The following is a 23,110-nucleotide window of genomic DNA, read 5'->3' as shown; positions in this document are numbered from 1 at the left end:
GGGACGCAGGGTAACCCGGTCCGCCGCCGGGCTCCAGTCGCCCCCTACCCCGGCGCGACGATTTGGCTTAAAGCCCCGGATTTCCGGAACACAGGAACCGACCCGACATGGCCGACGGCTCGAACGCACCCGCCAAGACCTTCCGCTGGGACGACCCGCTGGACCTGGACGGCCGGCTGACCGACGACGAGGCCATGATCCGCGACGCGGCGCGCGCCTACGCCCGCGACAGGCTGTTGCCGCGCATCGTCGCCGCCTTCCGCGACGAGACCTTCGACCGTTCCATCATGACCGAGATGGGCGAGATGGGCTTCCTGGGGGCCATGCTGCCGGAACAATATGGCGGGTCGGGCGCCAGCCACGTCGCCTATGGCCTGATCGCGCGCGAGATCGAGGCGATCGACAGCGGCTACCGCAGCGCCATGAGCGTGCAGTCGTCCCTGGCCATGTATCCGATCTACGCCTTCGGGTCGGAAGAGCAGAAGATGCGCTTCCTGCCGCGCATGGCGGCGGGCGAACTGATCGGCTGTTTCGGCCTGACCGAGGCCGACGGCGGTTCAGACCCCGCGGGGATGAAGACCCGCGCCGAAAAGGTAGAGGGCGGATACCGGCTGAACGGCGCCAAATACTGGATCACCAACTCGCCCATCGCCGATCTGGCCATCGTCTGGGCCAAGCTGGATGACGTGATCCGCGGCTTCATCGTCGAACGCGGCATGGACGGCTTCACCACCGACAAGATCGGCGACAAGCTGAGCCTGCGCGCCTCCATCACCGGCGACATCGGGCTGAACGACGTCCTGGTGCCGGAAGAAAATCTGCTGCCCGGCGTCAAGGGCCTGCGCGGGCCGTTCTCCTGCCTGAACAAGGCGCGCTACGGCATCGCCTGGGGGGCCATGGGGGCGGCGGAATTCTGTTTCCACGCCACGCGCGACTATGTCGCCGAGCGGATGCTGTTCGGTCGGCCCCTGTCGTCGCGCCAACTGGTGCAGAAGAAGCTGGCCGACATGCAGACCGAGATCTTCCTGGGGTTCGAGGGCGCCTATGCCCTGGGCCGCCTTCTGGACACCGGCGCCTGGGTTCCGGAAGCCATCTCGATGATGAAGCGCAACAACTGCGGCAAGGCCCTGGCCATCGCCCGCGAGGCCCGCGACATGCACGGCGGCGCCGGCATCACCGGCGAGCTTCACGTCATGCGCCACGCCATGAACCTGGAGACGGTCAACACCTATGAGGGCGCCCACGACGTCCACGCCCTGATCCTGGGCCGGGCCATCACCGGCGAGAGCGCCTTCTAGGCCGTCGCCGCGACCGAACCTCGACGCAGAAAAAAGGGGCGGCGCCGGCGGCGTCGCCCCTTCTTCGTCTTCACGCCGAATGGGCGATCAGGCTTCGGCCTTCAGCTGCTCCAGGGCCACGCGGGCGCGCAGGCGGCTGTCGCTGGAGGTGGCGGCCGAGATGGCGTTGAACCGGTCCAGGGTCAGGCCCTGGCCTTCGACCGCGGCGGCCATGCCGGCCTGCTGTTCGGCCGGGGTGCCGCCGGCCTGGGCCACGGTGCGGGCCTGGGTCGCGGCGCGGGCGTAACGACCCAGTTCGTCGTCACTGACCGAGGCGCCGACCGAACCTTCCGCCGAGGCGGGGGCCGAGGCCACGTTCAGCCGGGCGCGGAACAGCGGATCGCCCGAGATATGGGCGATGGCGTTGAACCGGTCGATCTCCAGGCCCGAGGATTCGACCGCGGCGGCCATCTCGGCCTGCTGTTCCTCGGTCGGGGTTCCCGAACCCACGGCGGCGGCCACGGTGCGCAGCTTGGTCATGGCGGCCGAGAATTTCAGCAGCTCGTCGTCGGTGACGGTAGCGGGCGTGACGGAGGCCTGGGCGGCCGGCGCGTCGGCGGGCTCCTGGGCGTGGGCGGCGCCGGCGAGGGTCAGCAGGGAGGCGGCGGCGAGAACGGCGAAACGCATAGGCAATCCTTCGAACTGTTTAGGTGGGGGGAGGACCCCCAGCATAAGGGCCCCTTATTCGCACATGCAAATGCGGCGGCTTGCGGGACGCCAGGCGCCGGATCGGCGCCGAACGCGTGAAAGGCCCTCAGTGCTGGTTTTCAGGCAGGCGCACGATCAGGCCGTCCAGATCGTCGGACACCCGGATCTGGCAGGACAGACGGCTGTTCGGCTGGACGTTTTCGGCGAAGTCCAGCATCGATTCCTCCATGGCCGAGGGGCGGCCGGTGACGTCCTGGAACGCCTCGTCCACATAGACATGGCAGGTGGCGCAGGCGCAGGCGCCGCCGCAGTCGGCGTCGATGCCCGGCACATTGTTGCGGATGGCGCCTTCCATCACCGACAGGCCGTTGCGGACCTCGACCGCGTATTCGGTCCCGTCGTGTTCGATATAGGTGATCTTCGCCATGCGAACCCCACTAGCGCAAGCCGCGCGCCGATCAAGCCTCAGGCCGGCGTCTTGGCCTTGTGGCGGCTGGGCGAGACCATCAGGGTCTTGGTTTCGGCAATGGCCTTGGCGGGGTTCAGACCCTTCGGACACACCTGGGCGCAGTTCATGATGGTGTGGCAGCGATAGAGTTTGAACGGGTCCTCCAGGTCGTCGAGGCGCTTGTCCGTGGCGTCGTCGCGGCTGTCGGCGATCCAGCGATAGGCCTGCAGAAGCGCGGCCGGTCCGAGGTATTCGGTCTGGTTCCACCAGTAGCTGGGGCAGGAGGTCGAGCAGCAGGCGCACAGGATGCATTCGTAGAGGCCGTCCAGCTTCTCGCGATCCTCAGGGCTCTGCAGACGTTCCTTCTGCGGGTCCGGCGCATCGGACTGAAGCCAGGGCTGGATCGAGTCATACTGGGCGTAGAACAGGCTCAGGTCCGTCACCAGATCCTTGACCACCGGCTGGTGCGGCAGGGGGGCGATGGCGATGGTCGAGGACCGGCATTCGTCCCAGCCCTTGGTGCAGGCCAGGGTGTTGGTCCCATCGATGTTCATCGAGCACGAGCCGCAGATGCCCTCGCGGCACGACCGGCGGAAGGTCAGGGTCGGATCGATCTCGTTCTTGATGTGGATCAGGGCGTCCAGCAGCATCGGCCCGTGGTCGTCGGCCGACACTTCATAGACGTCCCAGCGCGGGGCGGCGTCCACCTCGGGATCGTAGCGATAGACCTTGTAGGTCTTGACGTTCTGGGCGCCCGGCGGGGCCTTGTGCACCTTGCCGGTCGTGGGCCGCGAACCTTTGGGGAGGGTGAGCTGAACCATCGGGGCCTCAGTACTTCCGCTCTTTGGGCGGGATGTAATCCACGTCCTTGGTCATGGTGTAGCTGTGGACCGGGCGGTAATCGATCTTCGACTGCCCCTTGGCCTCGTCCAGCCACGACAGGGTGTGTTTCATCCAGTTGGCGTCGTCGCGGTTCGGATAATCCTCGCGCGCGTGGGCGCCGCGGCTTTCGGTGCGGTTCAGGGCGCCTTCGATGGTGACGACGGCCTGACCGATCAGATTGTCGTATTCCAGGGTCTCGACCAGGTCGGTGTTCCAGATCAGGCCGCGATCAGTGGTCTTGATGTCGTCCGAGGCCTTGAACACCTCGCGCACCCGATTGACGCCCTGTTCCAGGGTCTCGCCGGTGCGGAAGACGGCGGCGTCCTCCTGCATGGCGCGCTGCATGGCCAGGCGCAGATGGGCGGTCGGGGTCGAGCCCGAGGCGTTGCGGAACCTGTCCAGCCGCGCCAGGTGGGCGTCGGTGGCCGAGGCGGGGGCTTCGGGGACGGCGCTGGCCTTGTCGATCGTCTCGCCGGCGCGCAGGCCCGCCGCGCGGCCGAACACCACCAGGTCGATCAGGCTGTTGGAGCCCAACCGGTTGGCGCCGTGCACCGAGACGCAAGCCGCTTCACCCACCGCCATCAGGCCGGGCACCACGGCGTCGGCGTCATCGCCCCGCTTGGTCAGGACCTCGCCGTGATAGTTCGTGGGGATGCCGCCCATGTTGTAGTGGACGGTCGGCAGGACCGGGATCGGCTCCTTGGTCACGTCCACCCCGGCGAAGATGCGGGCGCTTTCGGAAATGCCCGGCAGGCGCTGGTGGATGATCTCCGGGTCCAGGTGATCCAGGTGCAGGAAGATGTGGTCCTTCTTCGGACCCACGCCCCTGCCCTCGCGGATCTCGATGGTCATGGAGCGTGAGACCATGTCGCGCGGGGCCAGGTCCTTCACGGTCGGCGCATAGCGCTCCATGAACCGCTCGCCCTCGGAATTGGTCAGGTAGCCGCCCTCGCCGCGCACCCCTTCGGTGATCAGACAGCCGGCGCCATAGATGCCGGTGGGGTGGAACTGGACGAACTCCATGTCCTGCAGCGGCAGGCCGGCGCGCAGCACCATGGCGTTGCCGTCGCCGGTGCAGGTGTGGGCGCTGGTGGCGCTGAAATAGGCCCGGCCATAACCGCCGGTGGCCAGGATGGTGGTCTTGGCGCGGAAGCGGTGCAGGGTCCCGTCGTCCAGCTTCAGCGCCGTGACGCCGACGCAGGCGCCGCCGTCCATGATCAGGTCCAGGGCGAAGAATTCGATGAAGAACTCGACCTCGCGCCGCACCGACTGGCCGTACAGGGTGTGCAGGATGGCGTGGCCGGTGCGGTCGGCGGCGGCGCAGGTGCGCTGGACCGGCGCCTCGCCATAGTTGCGGGTCATGCCGCCGAAGGCGCGCTGATAGATCTTGCCTTCCTCGGTGCGCGAGAAGGGCACGCCCCAGTGCTCCAGCTCATAGACCGCCTGGGGCGCCTCGCGGACCATGTATTCGATGGCGTCCTGGTCGCCCAGCCAGTCCGACCCCTTGACGGTGTCGTACATGTGCCAGCGCCAGTCGTCCTCGCCCATATTGCCCAGGCTGGCCGAGATGCCGCCCTGGGCCGCGACCGTGTGGCTGCGAGTCGGGAAGACCTTGGTGACGCAGGCGACCTTCAGGCCGGCCTGGGCCGCGCCCAGGGCCGCGCGCAGGCCCGAGCCGCCGGCGCCCACCACCACCACGTCATAGGCGTGATCGACGAATTCATATGCAGCCCCAAGCTTTGTCATGACGCGCTCAGGCTCCGATGCCGGCAGGCAGCGGCGCCGAACCCAGCGCCAGCCGCACGATGAAGAAGATGCTGGCGGCCGCCAGCGCCAGGAAGACCAGGTTCACCAGGACCAGCAGCAGGGTCTTGTTGCGTGGCGCGTGGATGTAGTCCTCGACGATCACCTTCCAGGCCAGGGCCGCATAGGCGCAGAAGACCAGGGCGGTCAGGCTGGCCAGGGCGGCGTTCAGCCCCTTGCCGAACCAGGCCAGCATCTGGTCGTAATCGGCGCCGACCAGGCCGAAGGCGCTGACGGCCAGCCAAAGGCCCAGCGGCATCAGGGCCAGCAGCAGCACCCGCTCGGTCGCCCACTCTCCGGCGCCGTGGCGTTGGGACACCCGCACGCCCCTGCGATATTCGACGCGTCCGCTCACAGCGAAACCCTCCCCGAGGCGAACAGGGCCGCCCAGAACAGGACCGCCAGCACCAGCGCCCCCCAGATCGAGATGTGCGACAACAGGTCGGCCGACTTCAGCGTCAGGGCCGAACCGGTGTCCTGGATCAGGTGCCGCGCCCCGTTCAGGATGAAGGAGAACAGCACCGCCGTCAGGCCGAAGCCGACCAGCAGGCCCAGGGGCGAACCCGCCCATTCGGCGGCGCGGGCGAAGGCCTCCGGCCCGCTGGCCAGGGCCGCGATCCAGGCCAGGACGATGATCGCCCCGAAGCTGGCCGCGCCGATGGTGACCCGGAACAGGATCGAAGCCGCCATGGTGATGTGCCAGCGCCAGATCTGCAGATGCGGCGACAACGGACGGACGCGGCCGTTGGGCTGGATCACGAAGCGACCGGTCTGATCGAGGTCTGCCTCGTTCGTCGGGTCGCCGACGCCGGGAGCGGGTTGGGACATGCGAATCGTTCTCAAAATCGCGCAAATTCAATGCGCCGATGTCGGTGAACAGGCTTTAGTGACCGCCGCCGCAGCGTGTCAACGCACCGACCGCACTTGCTCAGTCGTCCGGGCCGGCGCAGGTTCCCTTCCCATGAGTCCGGCGATGTTGATCCTGTGGTTGACGGTCCAGACGCCCTATGCGGCCGCGACGCCCTCCGATGTCTACGCCCCACCGCCGGTGCGGCCGTTCGAACCGTCCGAGGCCTTCGCCCTGAGCGCGCCGATGAGCGGCCCGCGCCTCGAACCCCTGACCGAGCCCGAGACCCTGGACCGTTTCCGCCTGGGCTATCGCACCGGGCCCGAGCCCCTGGACGCCGCCTACAACCAGGCGGTGGCGGCGGCCGAGGCCCAGGCCGACGCCATGGCGGGACCGCTGGACGGAAGCTGGCTGGTGATGCAGGACGGACGAGCCCTGGGTCGCCTGGTTCTGTCGGACTGGACCTCGGGCGCCCTGGACGGCGCCTTCGGCGACGGCGTGGCGCCCGCCACGCCCCTCAGCGGCCGGCGCGAGGGTGGCCGGGCCGAACTGGCCCTGCCGGGCGGCGCCCTGACCCTGCGTCACGTCCGTGACGGCTGGACCGGCCGATGGAAGGGCGAAACGGTCACGCTGAAACGCGAGCCCTAAAGTTCGCTCTGGCGCGCCGCCAGCGCCCTCAGCCGCTCCCGCAGCGCCGGCTCCCACGGGCGAGCGCCCGGGCGGCCCCAGACCGGATCGGGCCACAGGCCGTCGTCCCGCCGCCGACCCACCACATGCACATGAAGCTGGGCCGTGACATTGCCCAGGGCGGCGACATTCAGCTTGTCGACCGGCCGCCCGACAGCCTCGCCCATAGCCCGCACCCGCTGGCCCGCGCGGACGACCTCCTCCATCAGCCGCGCCCGGTCGGCGGGAGAAAGGTGATCGATCTCGGTTACACCCGAGACGCGCGGGATCAGGACCAGCCAGGGGAAGCGCGCATCGTCCTGAAGCCGCACCTGGCACAGGTCCCCGTCGGCGACGAAGACCGAGCCGGCTTCGAAGGCAGGAGCCAAGGCGAACCCGTCAACGGACATCAGCCCTCCAGCCCATAGACGACGCAGGCCAGATTCGTCGGGCAAGGCCCAGGGCGGAGATCAGGGGTCTGGACATGGCGCGGCTCCTTGGGACGGGAACCGTGACGCTGCCGGCCGGTCGTGTCAAAACCACGGCGGCGATCCGGCGGCTGACCGCGCCGCCGCCTTGCGGGCGCGACCCGGCGGGTCTAGACCGCCGCCCATCTTCCTTCCCGCAACGCAACACGATCCGGAGATTCACATGGCTCGCGCGAAGATCGCCCTTATCGGCGCCGGCATGATCGGCGGCACCCTGGCCCACATCTGCGCGCGCGAAGCGCTGGGCGACGTGATCCTGTTCGACATCGCCGAGGGCACGCCCCAGGGCAAGGCGCTGGATATCGCCGAGGCCAGCGCCGTCTTCGGCCAGGACGTGGCCCTGAAGGGCGCCAATGACTACGCCGACATCGCCGGCGCCGACGTCTGCATCGTCACCGCCGGCGTGCCGCGCAAGCCGGGCATGAGCCGCGACGACCTAATCGGCATCAATCTGAAGGTCATGAAGGCCGTCGGCGAAGGCATCAAGGCCCACGCCCCCAACGCCTTCGTCATCTGCATCACCAATCCGCTGGACGCCATGGTCTGGGCGCTGCAGAAATTCTCGGGCCTGCCCAAGGAGAAGGTGGTCGGCATGGCCGGGGTGCTGGACAGCGCCCGCTTCGCCTATTTCCTGGCCGAAAAGACCGGGGTGTCGGTGCAGGACATCCACGCCTGGACCCTGGGCGGTCACGGCGACGACATGGTGCCCATGGTGCGCCACTCGACCGTCGGCGGCCTGCCCCTGCCTGACGCCGTCGCCGCCGGCTTCATGAGCCAGGCCGAGCTGGACGCCATCGTCGACCGCACCCGCAAGGGCGGCGGAGAGATCGTGGGCCTGCTGAAGACCGGCTCGGCCTTCTACGCCCCGGCCGAGAGCGCCGTTGCCATGGCCCGTTCCTATCTGCTGGATCAGAAGCGCGTCCTGCCCTGCGCCGTCTGGGTGTCGGGCGAATACGGCCTGAACGACCTCTATGTCGGCGTGCCGGCCCTGATCGGCGCCTCGGGCGTCGAGAAGATCGTCCAGTTCACCACCAATGACGACGAGAAGGCCATGCTGGCCAAGTCGGTGGATTCGGTGAAGGGGCTGATCGAGGCCTGCAAACAGGCCGACCCCTCGCTGGCCTGATCGGCGACGCCGGAATCTTCAGGGGGTCGCGGCGACGCGGCCCCCTTTTTCGCGGCCGGTCAGTCCTCGGCGGCCGGGGCCGCGTCGGGGACCGAGGCGGCGTTCGGGTCCAGGCCCATGGCCCGGGCGAACTGGCCCAAAAGATCGACCCAGATTCCGGCCGGTTCCGACAGATGCACCATCCCCGGCGCGGTCAGGACCACGTCATACTGGACCGCCGCGCGCGGCGGCGTGTCGCCCTGGGCCGGCGCGAAGAAGGCCTTCAGGAAGCGGTGATCCCGGTTCCAGTCGTTGACCTTTTCCTGGGTGATGCCGGCGCCGCTGAAGATGGCGCTGAACTGGATGTCGTCGCACACGTCGCGCGGGCAGGCGTAAAGCCACAGGGTCCAGCTCAGGGCGCCGTCGCTGACCGGGATATAGGTGCGGCCGCCGGCGGTCTGGGGCTCGCCCACCGTGGCGCCGGCGGTGGCCAGCCAAGCGCCGGCCTCGGCCAGGGTGACCCCCGGCGCGGCCATCAGGGCCTCTCCGGCCAGGGGCGCCTGATCCTGAGCCTGTTCAGCCGGCGGCGCGGCCCGAGAGCTCGTATCCTGAGCCAGGGAGGCCGGCGCCAGGCCCAGCACCAGGGCCGCCGACAGGGCGGGCGCGAACGGGGTCAGGCGCGGGAAACGGATCATGGCGTCGAAACTCCTCTTTCGGCCGCTGTTTAGGGTCAAGCCGGCGCGCGCGCCAGCCAGTCCACCGCCGACATCTCGGCCAGGCGCGAGGCGGTGCGCTCGAATTCGAAGGCGCCCACTCCGGTCGGATACAGGGCGTCGGGCGCCGCATCGGCCAGGACCACCAGCCGCGCTCCGGCCTCATAAAGCGCGTCCACCAGGGTCACCAGCCGCCGCGCCTCCTGCTGGGCGGCGGGGTCCAGTCTTGGGACTCCTTCCAGGAACAGAGTGTGGAACCGGCCGGCGACGGCCAGATAGTCCTGCGGCCCCAGCGGCCGGGCGCACAGTTCGGCGAAGGTGGCGCGCGCCAGGCTGCCGGCGGTGCGGGCGATGACGATGTCGCGGCCCAGGACCGCCAGATGGGCCGGCTCCTCCGGCTCCTCGCCCTTCAGTTCGGACCACAGGGCCTCGAAGGCGGCGCGCGCTTCGGCGTTGTCCGGGCTGAACCAGACCTGGCGCCCGGCCAGGCGTTCGCGCCGCCAGTCGCGGTCGCCTGCCACCGACACCACCTCGCAGCGGTCGCGGATCAGGTCGATGAAGGGCAGGAAGAGCTGGCGGTTGACCCCGTTGTGATAGAGGTCGCCGGGTTCCCGGTTCGAGGTGACGGCCAGCACCACGCCCAGGTCGAAGAGGGCCTGGAACAGCCGACCCAGGATCATGGCGTCGGCGATGTCGGTGACCTGAAGCTCGTCGAAGCACAGCAGCCGCGCCTCGGATGCAATCAGGGCCGCGACCGGGGCGATGGGGTCGTCGCCTTTCGATTGCCCGAACACCGCCTGGCGGGCCTTGCGGTCGCCCTTGCGCCAGCGGCCGATCAGGTCGTGGACCCGGGCCATGAAGGCGTGGAAATGGGCGCGGCTCTTCTTCGGCTCGGGCGCGCAGGCGAAGAACAGGTCCATCAGCATGGACTTGCCCCGACCCGGCGGTCCCCACAGATAGACGCCGCGCACCTCGGGCCGGGCGCCGAACAATCCTTTTCGACCCAGGTCGCGCTCCAGCCGCTCGAGCGCCGCCAGCGCCGACCCTTGCGCAGGATCGGGGCTCAACCGGCCGTCTTTCAGGCGCTGGTCGAAGGCGCGGCGGATGCGGGAAGGCATGGCCCCCGAATAAAGGCGCCCGCCGCCCCTGAAAAGCGATTGCTTCGCGCCTGCGAAAGCCTACATCGCTGGAACGCACAAATTCCGCCCTCAAGCAGCAAGCCGCCGCGCGGCGAGCGGTAGGGCGTCCGAAGGACCAACAAAGATGAGCTATCGCGTCGCCGTCGTGGGGGCCACCGGCAATGTCGGCCAGGAGATGCTGAACATCCTGGAGGAGGTGCAATTCCCCGTGTCGGAACTGCACGCCATCGCCTCGCGCAAATCCAAGGGTGTCGAAGTGGCCTTCGGCGAGCGGACCGTGAAATGCCAGGATCTGGAAGGTTTCGACTTCTCCAAGGTCGACATCGTGCTGATGAGCGCCGGCAAGGAGGTGTCCAAGGCCTGGTCGGAAAGGATCGGCAAGGCCGGCCCCATCGTCATCGACAACTCCAGCGCCTTCCGCATGGACCCGGAGGTGCCGCTGATCGTGCCGGAAGTGAACCCGGACGACGTCAAGCTGGCGACGAAGAAGAACATCATCGCCAACCCCAACTGCTCGACCATCCAGCTGGTCACCGCGCTGAAGCCCCTGCACGACGCGGCGAAGATCACCCGCGCCGTGGTCTCTACCTATCAGTCCGTCTCGGGCGCCGGGAAGGAAGGGATGGACGAGCTGTGGACCCAGACCAAGGCCATCTACGGCCTGGGCGACGCCACGCCGAAGAAATTCCCCAAGCAGATCGCCTTCAACGTCATTCCGATGATCGGCGACTTCCGTGACGACGGCTTCACCGACGAGGAGGCCAAGATGTGGGCCGAGACGCACAAGATGCTGGACCCCGACATCCGGCTGACGGTCACCTGCGTCCGCGTGCCCGTCTTCGTCGGCCATTCCGAGGCGGTGGCCCTGGAGTTCGACCGGCCGATCGCCCCGGACGAGGCCCGCGCCATCCTACGCGACGCCCCCGGCGTCCAGGTGATCGACAAGCAGGAACACGATGGATACGTCACCCCCGTCGATGCGGCGGGCGAGTTCGCCGTCTATGTCAGCCGCATCCGCAAGGATCCGTCGGTCGAGAACGGTCTGATGCTGTGGGTCGTGTCGGACAATCTGCGCAAGGGCGCGGCCCTGAACGCGGTCCAGATCGCCCAGCTTCTGGACGAGACCGGGACCCTCAAGCCTTCGGACGGCTACCGCTCGATCACCGTTTGAAGACCGCCACGGCCTTCTCCCCTCGGGGGAGAAGGTGGGCGCTGGAGGCGCTCGGATGAGGGGGCTGGTCGCCGCTCGCTTCGTCCGGAAACGAGGTCAAACCGGCGTCCCCTTCATCCGCCATGCGCTGCATGACACCTTCTCCCCCGAGGGGAGAAGGAACAGAATCGACAGGCCCCGATGACCTCCCCGTCCGACAACCCACGCGCCGCCCTGCTGTCGGCCTTCGGCTGCTATATCATGTGGGGGCTGATGCCCCTGCTGTTCATCGGCCAGCATGCTGCGGGCTTCGACGCCATGGAGATTCTGGCGCACCGCACCGTCTGGGCCGCGCCGGCGGCCGCCCTTCTGGTGCTGGCCGCGCGCCAGGGCGGACAGGTCGCGGCCGTATTCCGCAATCCGCGTCTGCTGGGCTGGCTTGCGGTCTCGACCCTGCTGATCGGGACCAACTGGGGCGTCTATGTCTGGGCCACCACCCATCATGCGACCCTGGAGGCCAGCCTCGGCTACTATCTGAACCCGCTTCTGAACATGGTCTTCGGCCTGTGGTTGTTCCGCGAGCGGATGGACCGTTTCGGCTGGGTCGCGGTGGGACTGGCGGCGGTCGGGGTCCTGCTGCAGGCCCTGGCCCTGGGACGCCCGCCCTGGATATCCCTGTTCCTGGCCCTGTCGTTCGCCGCCTATGGGGTGATCCGCAAGCGCGCGCCCGTCGAGGCTCAGGCCGGACTGCTGGTGGAATGCCTGCTGCTGGCGCCCCTGGGGGTGCTGTGGCTGGTCTGGCTGGCGCGGGCCGGGCAAGGCGTGGGCTTCGAAGATCCCGTCCATCTGCCGTGGGCCCTTTCCAACGGTCCGGCGACGGTCCTGCCCCTGGCCCTGTTCGCCTGGGCGGCGCGGCGCATGCCCCTGTCGACGCTAGGCTTCATCCAGTTCGTCGCCCCCACCCTTCAGTTCGCCGTGGGCGTGATGACGGGCGAGGCCCTGACGCCGCTGCGGGCCGTCAGCTTCGTCTTCATCTGGGGCGGCGCCGGGGTCTTCGCCCTGGGCGCCCTGATGCGCCATCGGATCGAACGCCGCGCCCTGGCCCAGGGCGCCGAGCTTCCTTAGGCAACGCCGCGGTCTTGCCGCAACTTCGCCATATGACGAACTCTGACGAGGTCTCATCCTCGTGTTTACCCCGGTTGGCTGGCGCACGAGACGGGGCCTATATGACGCCAGGGGCGGTGCGATCCGCCCGTGAAGGAAGGATCTGAGGTGCGTATGCTGAAGCGCAAGGAGTTCATCCTGGGGGCCGCTGTCGGCCTGACGTTCGCCGCCGCGGCCACCGCGGGCGGCGTCATTTCCTGGCCCGGGGCCCATGCCGCGCCGATCGAGGCGGGACGCATCGTTCCGTCGTCGGGCGCCGCGGGTGCGGCCTTCGCCCCGCCGCAGGGCGCGCCCCTGTCCTTCGCCCAGATCTTCGACCAGGTCGCCCCGGCGGTGGTCCAGATCAACACCGAGACCCGCATCGAACGTCCGCGCGGCGGCGGCATGTTCCAGATTCCGGGCACCCCCTTCACCGTGCCCCTGCCCCAGGGCGCCACGCCCGACGGCGGCGAGGGCGAGGGCGAGGATGACGACGCCATCATGGGCCGCGGCGCCGGCTCGGGCTTCTTCATCAGCCGCGACGGCTACATCGTCACCAACAACCACGTCATCGAGAACGCTTCGGAAATCACCGTCGTCCTGTCGGACCAGCGCGAGATGCCGGCCCGCGTCGTCGGGCGGGACGAGGGCACGGACCTGGCGGTGCTGAAGGTGGATGGAAACGACTTTTCCTTCGTCGCCTTCGAGGAAGAGAACGACCCCCGCGTCGGCGACTGGGTCATCGCCGTGGGCAACCCCTTCGGCCTGGGCGGCACGGCCACGGCCGGCATCGTCTCGGCGCGCGGCCGCAATATCCCGGCCGAGCGCAGCAGCAACTATGTCGACTATCTGCAGATCGACGCGGCCATCAACACCGGCAACTCGGGCGGCCCGACCTTCGACATCTACGGCCGGGTCATCGGGGTGAACACGGCCATCTACTCCCCGACCGGCAACTCGGTCGGCATCGGCTTCGCCATCCCGGTCTCGGTGGCCAAGCCCATCGTCGACCGGCTGATGCGCGGCGAGGCGATCCAGCGCGGCTATATCGGCGTCACCGTCGGCACCTTCAGCCGCGAGATGGCCGAGGGCATGGGCCTGCCGGCCGACCAGCGCGGCGCCTTCATCAATGACGTCAATCCGGGCGGCCCCGGCGAGCGCGGCGGCCTGCGCGCCGGCGACGTCGTCACCGCCATCAACGGCCAGAGGGTCAACAGCAACACCGACCTGACCCGTCAGGTGGCCCAGGTTGCGCCGGGCCAGACGCTGCGGCTGGACGTCCTGCGCGACGGACGGCGCCAGACGGTGACCATCCGCGCCGACGCCCGCCCGCCGGAAAGCGAGCTGAACAATCCGCGCACCTCCACCGACGAGGGCGCCGACCCGGCCAAGCCGACGGCGCCGACCGGACAGGTCGTCGCCGGCCTGAACCTGGCCGACCTGACCCCTGCCCTGCGCCAGCGCTATGGCATCCCGGCCGATGTCGAGGGCGCCGTGGTGACCGGCGTGGCGCGCGGCGGCGACCGCCGCTTCACCGCCGGCATCGTCATCACCCGCGCCGGCCAGACCGCCGTGCGTTCGGTGGCCGATGTCCGGTCCCAGGTCGAGGCGGCGCGCCAGGCGGGCCGCAAGACCCTGTTCCTGCTGGTCCGCACGCCCCAGGGCAATGCGCCGGTGGTGCTGGACCTGCCCGACGCCGAATAGGCCGGCGCGGCCTGACAAAGCCGTAACTCACGGGATCGCCGCCGATGCGCTAGTATCGGCGGCGATTCTGTAATTGAGGCAGCAAAGATGCGCATACTGGTGGTCGAGGACGACACCGAAGCCGCCGCCGCCATGATGCGCGGCCTGACCGAGGCGGGGCACGAGGCGGTGCACGCCGTCGATGGCGCCTTCGGCCTGCTGGAGGCCCAGAAGGGCGGCTATGATGTCTATGTGGTCGATCGGATGATGCCGCGCCTGGACGGCGTCGGCATGGTCGAGACCCTGCGCCGTGACGGCGACCAGACCCCGGTCCTGTTCCTGTCGGCCCTGGGCGAGGTCGAGGATCGGGTCACGGGGCTGAAGGCCGGGGCCGACGACTACCTGGTCAAGCCCTACGCCTTCGCCGAGCTGATCGCCCGGGTCGAGGCCCTGTCGCGCCGCCGCGAGACCGGCTCGGTCGCCACCGTGCTGAAGGTCGGCGACCTGGAGATGAACCTGATCGGCCGCACCGTGCACCGCGCCGGCCGCGAGATCGACCTGCAGCCGCGCGAGTTCCAGCTGCTGGAATTCCTGATGCGCCATGCCGGCCAGTCGGTGACCCGCACCATGCTGCTGGAAAAGGTGTGGGAGTATCATTTCGACCCCCAGACCAATGTCATCGACGTCCATATCAGCCGCCTGCGCTCCAAGATCGACAAGGGCTTCGACAAGGCCATGCTGCAGACTGTGCGCGGGGCGGGCTACCGGCTGGAGGCGTGAGAGCAGCGACGAGTGGCGAGTGGCGAGAAGGAGTGTGAGGAGCCGAAGATGAGCGGGTTCGAATTTCAACTCGCTGTCACGCTCGAACTCGGCTTCACGGATTGCTGATGTCTCGCCACTCGCCACTCGCCACTCGTCGCTAAGCCATCATGCGCCTTCCATCCCTCTTTCGCCGCACCCCCTTCCGGCTGACGCTGCTGTTCCTGGCGCTGTTCGCGGCGGCGGCGGGGTCGGTGCTGGCCTGGGTCTATGTGGCCTCCGCCGGCGAAGCCCGGGCGCGGGCCGAAGCGGACGTCCGCACCGAGGTCGGGGTTCTGGCGTCTCTGTATCGCGCGCGGGGCGTCGACGCCCTGAACCAGGCCCTGGTCGAACGCACCATTCGCGGAGGGCCGCACCTGTATCTGCTGATGCGGCCGGACCGGACGGCGATCACCGGCAATGTCTCTGAATCGCCGATCGAGCCCGCCGAGGACGGAAGCGCCAGCCAGTGGAGCACCTTCCGCCTGACCGACACGGACGAGGAAGGCCGCGTCCGTCGCCGCCAGGCCATGGGGGTCGAGATGAAGCTGACGGGCGGCGAAATCCTGTTCGTCGGTCAAGACATCGGCGACACCGAGGAATATCTGAACCGCCTGACCCAGGCCCTGTGGACGGCCATGCTGCTGGTGGTCCTGCTGGGGGCCGGAGGCGGGCTGATCGTCAGCCGCAACGTCGAACGGTCGATGGGGCGGCTGAACCGGGTCGTCCACGCGGTCCAGAACGGCGACCTCAAGGCCCGGGCGGAAGTGCGCCGCTCGGGCGACGAACTGGACGAATTGGGCGCCGGGCTGAACCAGATGCTGGACCGGCTGGAGGTCTCCATGGCCTCGATCCGCCACGCCGGGGACGCCATCGCCCACGACCTGCGCTCGCCCCTGACGCGGATGCGGGCGCGGCTGGAGGTCGCCCTGATCGACGCCGAGGCCGGACGGATCGACGGGGTCGACGCCCTGCAGGTGGCTCTGGACGAAGCGGACGCCCTGCTGAAGACCTTCAACACCGTCCTGGCCATCGCCCGGCTTCAGGCGGCGGCCGGCCGCACGCCCGATCCGGTGGTGTTCGACGCCGCCGACCTGGCCGCCGACATGGCCGAACTCTACGAACCGGCGGCCGAGGAGAAGGGGATGGAATTCTCGGCCGAGATCGAACGCGGTCTGACGATCGAGGCCAACCGGCCTTTCCTGGCCCAGGCTCTGGCCAATCTGATCGACAACGCCATCAAATACACACCGGCTGGCGGGGCGGTGAAGCTGAGGGCGCGGCGGCGGTCGTCCGGAGAGATCGAATTCTCCGTCACCGACACCGGGCCGGGCGTGCCGGCCGAGGATCGGGAGCGGGTCATCCAGCGGTTCGTGCGCCTGGACAACAGCCGGACCGAGGCCGGGTCGGGCCTGGGCCTGTCCCTGGTCACGGCGGTGCTGGAGGCGCACGCCGGGCGGCTGATGCTGGACGAGGGGCCGGGCGCCTATGACGGCTTCGGGCCGGGCCTGCGGGTGGCCATGGTCCTGCCCCCCGCCACGGCGCCGGAGACGGCGTGACCGTGCTGGCGGAGCGGCTGGCGCCCTGCGGCCCCGTCATCGATCCCGGCGCGGCCGAACGGGTGCTTGAGCGTCTGGCCGAGGCTGCCCGGGACCACGGATGGACGCCGCTCCTGGATCAGGCCTGGCCGGCCCTGGCGCCGGTGTTTTCCGCCTCGCCCTATCTGGCCGGACTGGCGCGGCGATGGCCCGAGATGCTGCAGGCCCTGCTCCAGAGCGACCCCGACGCCCGTCTCGAAGACCTTCTGGCGCGGGTCGGGGCGCCGGAGGGAACGCCCGACGAAATTCGCGCGCCCCTGCGGCGGATGAAGGCCGAACTGCATCTTCTGACCGCCCTGTCCGACCTGGGCGGGGTCTGGGACCTGGACACGGTGACCGGCGCCCTGAGTCGTTTCGCCGATGCGGCGGTGCGTGCGGCCCTGGCCTCGGTGGCCGGCGAGCAGAGATTGCGCGGCAAGCTGATCTCCGACCCTGACGATCCGGCCGGCCCTGTGCCCGGCCTGTTCGGCCTGGCCATGGGCAAGCATGGGGCCAATGAGCTGAACTATTCCAGCGATATCGACCTGTCGCTGTTCTACGATCCCGACCGCCTGGCCCCGGCCCTGGCCGAGGGGGTGGAGCCGCAGCGATTCCTGGACCGGCTGGCCCAGGCCTGGGCGGGGCTGCTCAGCGAGCGGACGGCCGAGGGATACGTCTTCCGCGTCGATCTGCGGCTGCGCCCCGATCCCTCCTCGACCCCGCCGGTCGTGGCCGCGCCCATGGCCCTGGCCTACTACGAATCCGTCGGCCAGAATTGGGAGAGGGCGGCCTTCATCAAGGCCCGGCCCGTGGCGGGCGACATTCGGGCGGCCGAGGCCTTCCTGAAGGCCCTGGTCCCCTACGTCTGGCGGCGCAGCCTGGACTACAAGGCGGTGCTGGACGTCCAGTCGATCAAGCGCCAGATCCACGTCCACAAGACCGGCGAGGGGCTGGAGGCGGCGGGCGCCAATCTGAAGCTGGGTCGCGGCGGCATCCGCGAGATCGAATTCTTCGCCCAGACCCAGCAGCTGATCCTGGGCGGGCGCGACCGGTCGCTGCGCTCGAACCGCACGGTCCAGGCGCTGAAGGCCCTTGCCGCCGCCGGCCATGTCGCGCCGGAAACGGCCGCCGATCTGACCGCCGCCTATGAACGCCTGCGCGCCCTGGAGCATCGGGTGCAGATGCTGGACGACGAACAGACCCATGTCCTGCCCGCCGATCCCACGCGCCGCGCCGCCGTGGCTGCCCTGGCGGGCGAGGCGGACCTGACCGCCTTCGATGCGAAGGTCGAGAGGCTGCTGGCCGGGGTCAACGCCCGCTATGGCGAGCTGTTTCAGGATGAAGAGGATCTGTCCTCCCCCTATGGCAGCCTGGTGTTCACGGGTGTGGAGAATGATCCCGAGACCCTGCAAACCCTGACGCGGATGGGGTTCGCCGAACCGGCCGCCGTGGCCGATACGATCCGCAGTTGGCATCACGGTCGCATCCCCGCCACCCGTACGGCCCAGGGGCGCGAACTGTTCACCCGCCTGGCGCCGCGTCTGTTGACCGCCGTGGCCGACACCGGGGCGGCCGACGCGGCCTTCCGCCGCTTCGCCGTCTTCTTCTCGGGCCTGTCGGCCGGGGTGCAGGTCCAGGCCCTGTTCCTGAACCAGCCTAGGCTGTTCGACCTGGTGGTCGAGGTCATGGCCTTCGCGCCCCGGCTGGCGCGGGTGCTGGGCCGGCGGCCGGCGGCCCTGGACGGGGTGCTGGACGCCCGTTTCGCCAGCGACCTGGACCAGGATTCAGGCGTCGTCGCCGAACTGTCGGGCGAAGCCGCCTCGGCCGGAGACTTCGAGGGCGCCATGGACGCCGTGCGTCGCATCCATCGCGAGCAGGTGTTCCGCATCGGCATGCAGACCATCACCGGCCGGGCGGCGCCCGAGGCCGTGGGCCGCGCCTACGCCGACCTGGCCGACGCCGTGATCCGCGCCCTGGCCCCCGCCGCCCTGGGCGATGTCCAGCGGCAGGGCGGCGCCATCGCCGGAGCGGTCGCCGTGATCGCCCTGGGCAAGACCGGCTCGCGCGAGATGACGGCCGGGTCCGACCTGGACCTGATCACCCTTTACGACGCCCCGGCCGAGGCGGTGTCCGAGGGTCGAGGATGGGGGCCGGAGGTCTTCTATGTCCGCTTCACCCAGCGGCTGATCGCGGCCCTGTCGGCCCATACGGCCGAGGGCGGCCTCTACGAGGTGGACATGCGGCTGCGGCCCACCGGGTCCAAGGGGCCGGTGGCGGTGCGCCTGTCGGCCTTCGATCACTATTACGCCGGCGAGGCCGACACCTGGGAGTTCATGGCCCTGACCCGCGCCCGGCTGGTCTGGGCGTCCGACCCCGATTTTGGCCGGGCGGTCCAGGGCGCGATCGAACAGGCCTTGCGGCGGCCACGGCCAGGCGTCGACATCGCCGCCGACGTGCGGCGGATGCGTGAACTGATGGCGCGCGAGCGGGCGCCCTGGGGGTTCTGGGATCTGAAGCTGTCGCGCGGCGGCCAGGTGGACGCCGAATTCCTGGCCCAGTACCGGCAGATTCAGGCCGCGGCGGCCGGCGATCCCCTGACCGTCTCGACCCTGGAGGCCCTGGCCGGCGAACCGGCGGCGGCCGAGGCCTGGGCCCTGCAGCAGTCCCTGCGTCAGTTCCTGGCCTGCGCGTCCGAGGACGACCTGGATCCGGAGAGCGAGCCCGAGGGCCTGCGCCGCCGCCTGGCCGCCGCGGTCGGCGCGCCGGATTTCGACACCCTTAAGGCCCGTCTGGTCACGGCCCGACGCGCGGCGCTGGAGGCCTTCCAGGCCGGGCTGGGCGCCGATCCCGTGGCGGGACCGAAGGCCGCCGCGACGGACTCCTGACCGACCGGCGTTGAACTTCTCAGCAGAACCGGGGGGCGAAAGGAGACCGACCATGAAGACTCGCCTGATCGCCGCCTGTGCGGCCGCCTTCTTCCTGGCCCCCGCCGCCGGCGCCCTGGCCCAGGATGCGCCCCGTCAAGGCGCGCCGACCCGACACGCCTCGCGCATCGACACCGACAACGACGGCCGCATCAGCCGCGCCGAATTCCTGTCGCGGATCGACCGGATGGCGGCCCAGGACACCGATGCCGACGGAACCCTGTCGCGCGACGAACGGCGCGCGGCCATGCAGGCGCGGATGACCCAGCGCCGCGCCGAGGCCTTCGCCCGGCTGGACGCGGACGGCGACGGGGTCATCAGCCGCGCCGAGTTCGACGCGCCGCGCGCCAAGGCCGGCGCCGCCCCCCGGATGCGGCCCGGTCCTCACAGCCGTCGAGGCTCGATCCGTTCCGCCAGCCTCGACCTGAACCAGATGCGCGACCGCGCGGCCCAGGCCTTTGACCGCATGGACGCCGACAGCGATGGCTATCTGAGCGCCGACGAACGCCGCGCCGCGCGGGCGGAACGCCGCCCGCACCGCCGCCCGCACGCGGCTGGCCCTTCGCCGGCCGCGCCTGTAACGGAGTAGGCCGATGCGCCGGTCGCCCGGCGAGCATGGATCAAACCCCTGGGCCGCGGAGGCTGGAACGCTTGACGGTGGAGGATCCGGACGAGGATCTGGTGCTTCGGGTCGCCCGTGGCGATCCGGCCGCCGTCCAGGCCCTGGTCGCGCGCAAGCTGCCGCGCGTCCTGGCCCTGGCCCAGCGCATGCTGGGCGACCCGGCCGAGGCCGAGGACGTGGCCCAGGAGGCGATGCTGCGGGCCTGGCGCCAGGCGCCGCACTGGCGGCCCGGACAGGCGCGGTTCGACACCTGGCTGCACCGGGTGGGGCTGAACCTCTGCTACGACCGGCTGCGGCGTCGGCGCGAAATCCCGACCGAGGCGCCGCCCGACCGGCCCGACGAGGGGCCTGCTCCGGACCGGGGCCTCTTTGCCGCCGACACCGGCCGGCGCGTCCAGGCCGCCCTGGACGCCCTGCCCGACCGGCAGCGCGAAGCCCTGGTGCTGTGCCATTATCAGGAACTGACCAATATCGAGGCCGCGCGCCTGATGGAGGTCAGCGTCGAGGCCATGGAGAGCCTGCTGTCCCGGGGACGCCGCGCCCTTCGCGCCGCCCTTGCGGACCTGGCCCCCGGACGCGAAGGAAGATGAGATGAACCGCGAAAGGCTGGAACAGCTGATCGACGCCTATGGCGCCTCTCCGCATCGCTGGCCGGAATCGGAGCGGGCGGCGGCCCTGCGCCTGCTGGACCAGGCGCCGGACCTGGAGCGGCTGCGCCAGGCGGCGGTCGGGCTGGATCACGCCCTGGACGCTTCCCCTACGCCTCGCGCCTCGATGGCGCTGCACGACCGGGTCCTGGCCTCGGCGGTCCAGGCGGCGCGGCCTCGCCTGTTCCGCTTCGAGGTCCTGCGGCCGTTCGCCTGGCTGACGGCGGCGGGACTGATGGCGGCCACCGGCGCCGGGGCCGTCTCGGGCCTGGCCATGACCACCCATCTGACGGCCGACGCCCGGGCCGAGGCCGTCTACACCCAGGCGGATTTCGCCGTGATCGATGACGCGGAGGTGCTGGGATGACCGGACGCACGCTGAAGATTCTGCTGGCGGTTTCGGTCGCCCTGAACCTGTTCGCCCTTGCCGGTGGGGTCACCCTCTACGCCGCCCGCGCCAAGGTCGAACGGCAGGTCGAGGATCAGGCCCGGCCCGGAAGGGGACAGTCCTTCATGGGCCTGACCGATCGCCTGTCGCCCGAGGCGCGCGACCGCGTCCGCACGGCCCTGCGCCAGTCGGCCCATGCGGCGCGGCCCGACTTCGACGCCGCCCGCGCGGCCCGTCGCGAGGCCGTGACCCGGTCGCGGGCCGAGACCTATGACCCGGCGGCGATCCAGGCCCTGCTGGAACAGTCGCGCCTGGCCGAGATGCGCGGTCGCGCCCGTCTGGAAAGCGATCTTCTGGCCCTGATGAACACCCTGTCGCCGGCGGACCGTGCGGTCATGTCCCGTCTACTGGCCCGCCGTAGCGGGCGGGGTCCCGGCGGCGTCCATGGCGGGCCGCATGGACCGCGCGACGCCCAGCCGGACGGTCCGCCGCCCTCGGCCGATTAAGGCCTGGCGCGGAACGCCTTCACCGCCTCGACCGTCCGGCGCACCTGGGCCTCGATCCCGGCCCAGTCGCCGGACTTCACCGCCGCGTCGGTGATCAGTTTCGACCCCATGCCCGCCGCCGTGATGCCGGCGCCGAACCATCTGGCGATGCTGGCCTCATCCGGATCGACGCCGCCGGTCGGCATGATCTTGGTCCAGGGCATCGGTCCCCGCACCGCCTTGACGAAGTCCGGCCCGCCGACGCTGGCGCCGGGGAACAGCTTGACGATCTCGCATCCCAGTTCGTGCGCCCGGCCGATCTCGGTCACCGAGCCGCAGCCGGGGAAATAGGCCGTCATGCGCCGATTGCAGACCCGCGCCACCTCCTCGACCAGACAAGGGCTGACGACGAAACGCGCGCCCCGGTTCAGGAACAGGCTGGCGGTTCCCGCATCGACTACCGAACCAATGCCCAGGATCACCTTGGGATCGGTCTTCTGAAGTTCGCGCGCGATCTCGCCGAACAGGTCGCAGGCGAAATCGCCGCGATTGGTGAACTCCACCACCGGCGCCCCGCCGCGCGCGCAGGCGCGGATCACGTTCAGGCATACCCCGGCGTCCGCATGATAGAAGACCGGCGCGACGCCCTGGCGTTCCAGCGCGGTCAGGACGGTCAGGCGGTCGTGGGGCATGGCGGGCTCCGGGGGCTGATCCTCAGTCTGACGGGACCGGGTTCACGTCAAGTGAGCCGCGATCAATCCCGGTGTCCGCGCGCGCCAGTTCGGCGACCCGCCCCACCATCGCGCTATCCGCGTCGAACAGAGGGTCCAGCACGGTGAAATGGTTCAGGCCGGGCAGGGCTTCGAAACGGGTCTGCACCCTTTGCGCGGCCCACACCTCCGACATGGTGCGGCTCTGGCGCAGGAATTCCTCGCTCTCGTCGCCGCCGACGATACAGTCCAGAACCGTGCCGCCGGGCGTGGCCCCATTCGGCGCCGGCCAGCGCAGGATGTTCAGGGCGCGCGCCTCTCGTTCATCCAGTTTCAGCGCGTCGTTCAGCGAGGTCCCGATCAGAGGCTCGGGGTCGAACACGCCCGAGATGGCCAGTGCGGCGCAGGCCCGCCCCTCGCTCAGCATCGCCGCCGCCATATGGCCGCCCGCCGAATGGCCGAACACCAGCGGGCGGCGTCCCGTCCGCGCCCGGATCGCCTCGACCGCCTGGCGCATCTGGCCGACGATGGCCCCGACGCGCACGGCGGGCGCCAGGTCATAGCTGGGGATGGCGACGCTGACACCGCGCACAAGCAGGGCCGGCGCGACACCGCTGAACCAATCCTTGTCCAGCGCCTGCCAGTAGCCGCCGTGGATGAAGACCGCGACCGGCGCGTCAGGGGCGGCCTCGAACAGGTCCATGACCTCACGCGCGCCCTCGCCATAGGCGATGCGGACCGACGGATGGGCCGCCCGCGCCGCCTCGGCTTGTTCTCGCCACATCGCCATCACCGCCGGATGGTCGGGCACGCGGGCGCGGTTGTTGTACTGGGCCTCCAGATCGACCTTACCCGCCACGCATCCATCCGCTACTAGAGGCCCCGACGCCGCGCCGGAGACCCCGCC

24 protein-coding genes are annotated in these 23,110 nt (G+C 69.9%); 13 read left to right on the top strand and 11 right to left on the bottom strand.

Features of this window, described 5'->3' with window-relative positions; genetic code table 11:
- Window positions 1-107: 107 nt before the first annotated feature.
- Window positions 108-1,298, top strand: a complete 1,191-nt coding sequence (locus tag KF910_RS10195) for an acyl-CoA dehydrogenase (protein WP_292261548.1) — start codon at window positions 108-110, stop codon at window positions 1,296-1,298.
- Between the two features lie 87 nt (window positions 1,299-1,385).
- Here KF910_RS10195 and KF910_RS10190 read toward each other — a convergent pair whose 3' ends face one another.
- The 6 genes from KF910_RS10190 to sdhC all read right to left on the bottom strand — a co-directional run bounded on the left by KF910_RS10190 (window position 1,386) and on the right by sdhC (window position 5,946).
- On the bottom strand, window positions 1,386-1,964 hold the full coding sequence (locus KF910_RS10190; protein ID WP_292261546.1) for a DUF4168 domain-containing protein: 579 nt from the start codon (window positions 1,962-1,964) through the stop codon (window positions 1,386-1,388).
- 127 nt (window positions 1,965-2,091) lie between these two features.
- Window positions 2,092-2,412 (bottom strand): 2Fe-2S iron-sulfur cluster-binding protein, encoded by a 321-nt coding sequence (locus KF910_RS10185; RefSeq protein WP_292261540.1) that lies wholly within the window; start codon window positions 2,410-2,412, stop codon window positions 2,092-2,094.
- Between the two features lie 38 nt (window positions 2,413-2,450).
- A complete protein-coding gene (locus KF910_RS10180; RefSeq protein WP_292261531.1) occupies window positions 2,451-3,254 on the bottom strand; it encodes a succinate dehydrogenase iron-sulfur subunit in 804 nt (267 codons plus the stop codon).
- Between the two features lie 7 nt (window positions 3,255-3,261).
- Window positions 3,262-5,061 carry a succinate dehydrogenase flavoprotein subunit gene (gene sdhA / locus KF910_RS10175; protein WP_292261529.1) on the bottom strand — a complete coding sequence of 600 codons (1,800 nt, stop codon included), beginning with the start codon at window positions 5,059-5,061 and terminating at the stop codon, window positions 3,262-3,264.
- Window positions 5,062-5,068: 7 nt separating this feature from the next.
- Window positions 5,069-5,473: a succinate dehydrogenase, hydrophobic membrane anchor protein gene (gene sdhD, locus KF910_RS10170; RefSeq protein ID WP_292261527.1), complete on the bottom strand. Its 405-nt coding sequence runs from the start codon at window positions 5,471-5,473 to the stop codon at window positions 5,069-5,071.
- Window positions 5,470-5,946 carry a succinate dehydrogenase, cytochrome b556 subunit gene (sdhC, locus tag KF910_RS10165; protein ID WP_292261525.1) on the bottom strand — a complete coding sequence of 159 codons (477 nt, stop codon included), beginning with the start codon at window positions 5,944-5,946 and terminating at the stop codon, window positions 5,470-5,472. The genes sdhD and sdhC overlap by 4 nt, the downstream gene beginning before the upstream one ends.
- 145 nt (window positions 5,947-6,091) lie before the next feature.
- On the opposite strand from sdhC, the gene KF910_RS10160 reads away from it, so the two are divergent.
- Window positions 6,092-6,613 (top strand): hypothetical protein, encoded by a 522-nt coding sequence (locus tag KF910_RS10160; protein ID WP_292261522.1) that lies wholly within the window; start codon window positions 6,092-6,094, stop codon window positions 6,611-6,613.
- On the opposite strand, the gene KF910_RS10155 is transcribed toward KF910_RS10160, so the two are convergent.
- Window positions 6,610-7,041, bottom strand: a complete 432-nt coding sequence (locus tag KF910_RS10155) for an HIT domain-containing protein (protein WP_292261520.1) — start codon at window positions 7,039-7,041, stop codon at window positions 6,610-6,612. The two genes, KF910_RS10160 and KF910_RS10155, sit on opposite strands and share 4 nt — an antisense overlap.
- A gap of 241 nt (window positions 7,042-7,282) precedes the next feature.
- Here KF910_RS10155 and mdh point away from each other — a divergent pair, with 241 nt between their 5' ends.
- Window positions 7,283-8,245, top strand: a complete 963-nt coding sequence (gene mdh, locus KF910_RS10150; RefSeq protein WP_292261517.1) for a malate dehydrogenase — start codon at window positions 7,283-7,285, stop codon at window positions 8,243-8,245.
- 59 nt (window positions 8,246-8,304) lie between these two features.
- Here the strand turns inward: mdh and KF910_RS10145 are convergent, their stop codons facing one another.
- Window positions 8,305-8,919, bottom strand: coding sequence for a YbjN domain-containing protein (locus KF910_RS10145; RefSeq protein WP_292261514.1), 615 nt, complete (start codon window positions 8,917-8,919; stop codon window positions 8,305-8,307).
- Window positions 8,920-8,954: 35 nt separating this feature from the next.
- Window positions 8,955-10,055, bottom strand: coding sequence for a cell division protein ZapE (zapE, locus tag KF910_RS10140; RefSeq protein ID WP_292261509.1), 1,101 nt, complete (start codon window positions 10,053-10,055; stop codon window positions 8,955-8,957).
- A gap of 145 nt (window positions 10,056-10,200) precedes the next feature.
- Here zapE and KF910_RS10135 point away from each other — a divergent pair, with 145 nt between their 5' ends.
- The 10 genes from KF910_RS10135 (at window position 10,201) to KF910_RS10090 (ending at window position 21,514) form a co-directional block, all read left to right on the top strand.
- Window positions 10,201-11,247 (top strand): aspartate-semialdehyde dehydrogenase, encoded by a 1,047-nt coding sequence (locus KF910_RS10135; protein ID WP_292261502.1) that lies wholly within the window; start codon window positions 10,201-10,203, stop codon window positions 11,245-11,247.
- Between the two features lie 180 nt (window positions 11,248-11,427).
- Window positions 11,428-12,351: an EamA family transporter RarD gene (rarD, locus tag KF910_RS10130; protein WP_292261494.1), complete on the top strand. Its 924-nt coding sequence runs from the start codon at window positions 11,428-11,430 to the stop codon at window positions 12,349-12,351.
- A 153-nt stretch (window positions 12,352-12,504) separates the two neighbouring features.
- The gene (locus tag KF910_RS10125; RefSeq protein WP_292261486.1) at window positions 12,505-14,073 is read left to right on the top strand and encodes a trypsin-like peptidase domain-containing protein; all 1,569 of its coding nucleotides are present in this window, start codon (window positions 12,505-12,507) and stop codon (window positions 14,071-14,073) included.
- Window positions 14,074-14,160: 87 nt separating this feature from the next.
- Entirely contained in the window at window positions 14,161-14,832 is a 672-nt protein-coding gene (locus KF910_RS10120; RefSeq protein ID WP_292261480.1) for a response regulator transcription factor, read from the top strand.
- Window positions 14,833-14,981: 149 nt separating this feature from the next.
- Window positions 14,982-16,409: a sensor histidine kinase gene (locus KF910_RS10115; RefSeq protein WP_292261472.1), complete on the top strand. Its 1,428-nt coding sequence runs from the start codon at window positions 14,982-14,984 to the stop codon at window positions 16,407-16,409.
- Entirely contained in the window at window positions 16,406-19,312 is a 2,907-nt protein-coding gene (locus tag KF910_RS10110; RefSeq protein WP_292261463.1) for a bifunctional [glutamine synthetase] adenylyltransferase/[glutamine synthetase]-adenylyl-L-tyrosine phosphorylase, read from the top strand. Before KF910_RS10115 ends, KF910_RS10110 begins: the two co-directional genes overlap by 4 nt.
- Before the next feature lie 52 nt (window positions 19,313-19,364).
- A complete protein-coding gene (locus KF910_RS10105; protein WP_292261460.1) occupies window positions 19,365-19,940 on the top strand; it encodes an EF-hand domain-containing protein in 576 nt (191 codons plus the stop codon).
- 26 nt (window positions 19,941-19,966) lie between these two features.
- The gene (locus KF910_RS10100) at window positions 19,967-20,563 is read left to right on the top strand and encodes an RNA polymerase sigma factor (protein ID WP_292261459.1); all 597 of its coding nucleotides are present in this window, start codon (window positions 19,967-19,969) and stop codon (window positions 20,561-20,563) included.
- Between the two features lies 1 nt (window position 20,564).
- Entirely contained in the window at window positions 20,565-20,987 is a 423-nt protein-coding gene (locus KF910_RS10095) for a hypothetical protein (RefSeq protein ID WP_292261457.1), read from the top strand.
- On the top strand, window positions 20,984-21,514 hold the full coding sequence (locus KF910_RS10090) for a periplasmic heavy metal sensor (RefSeq protein WP_292261454.1): 531 nt from the start codon (window positions 20,984-20,986) through the stop codon (window positions 21,512-21,514). Before KF910_RS10095 ends, KF910_RS10090 begins: the two co-directional genes overlap by 4 nt.
- On the opposite strand, the gene KF910_RS10085 is transcribed toward KF910_RS10090, so the two are convergent.
- Together KF910_RS10085 and KF910_RS10080 are read right to left on the bottom strand one after the other, a co-directional pair.
- On the bottom strand, window positions 21,511-22,185 hold the full coding sequence (locus KF910_RS10085) for a bifunctional 4-hydroxy-2-oxoglutarate aldolase/2-dehydro-3-deoxy-phosphogluconate aldolase (RefSeq protein ID WP_292261451.1): 675 nt from the start codon (window positions 22,183-22,185) through the stop codon (window positions 21,511-21,513). The two genes, KF910_RS10090 and KF910_RS10085, sit on opposite strands and share 4 nt — an antisense overlap.
- Before the next feature lie 22 nt (window positions 22,186-22,207).
- Window positions 22,208-23,062, bottom strand: coding sequence for an alpha/beta hydrolase (locus tag KF910_RS10080; protein ID WP_292261448.1), 855 nt, complete (start codon window positions 23,060-23,062; stop codon window positions 22,208-22,210).
- Window positions 23,063-23,110: the final 48 nt, after the last annotated feature.

It is taken from the genome of Brevundimonas sp. (assembly GCF_019636155.1).
Classification (GTDB): Bacteria; Pseudomonadota; Alphaproteobacteria; order Caulobacterales; family Caulobacteraceae; genus Brevundimonas.
This window is presented reverse-complemented; position numbering and strand designations above follow the sequence as displayed.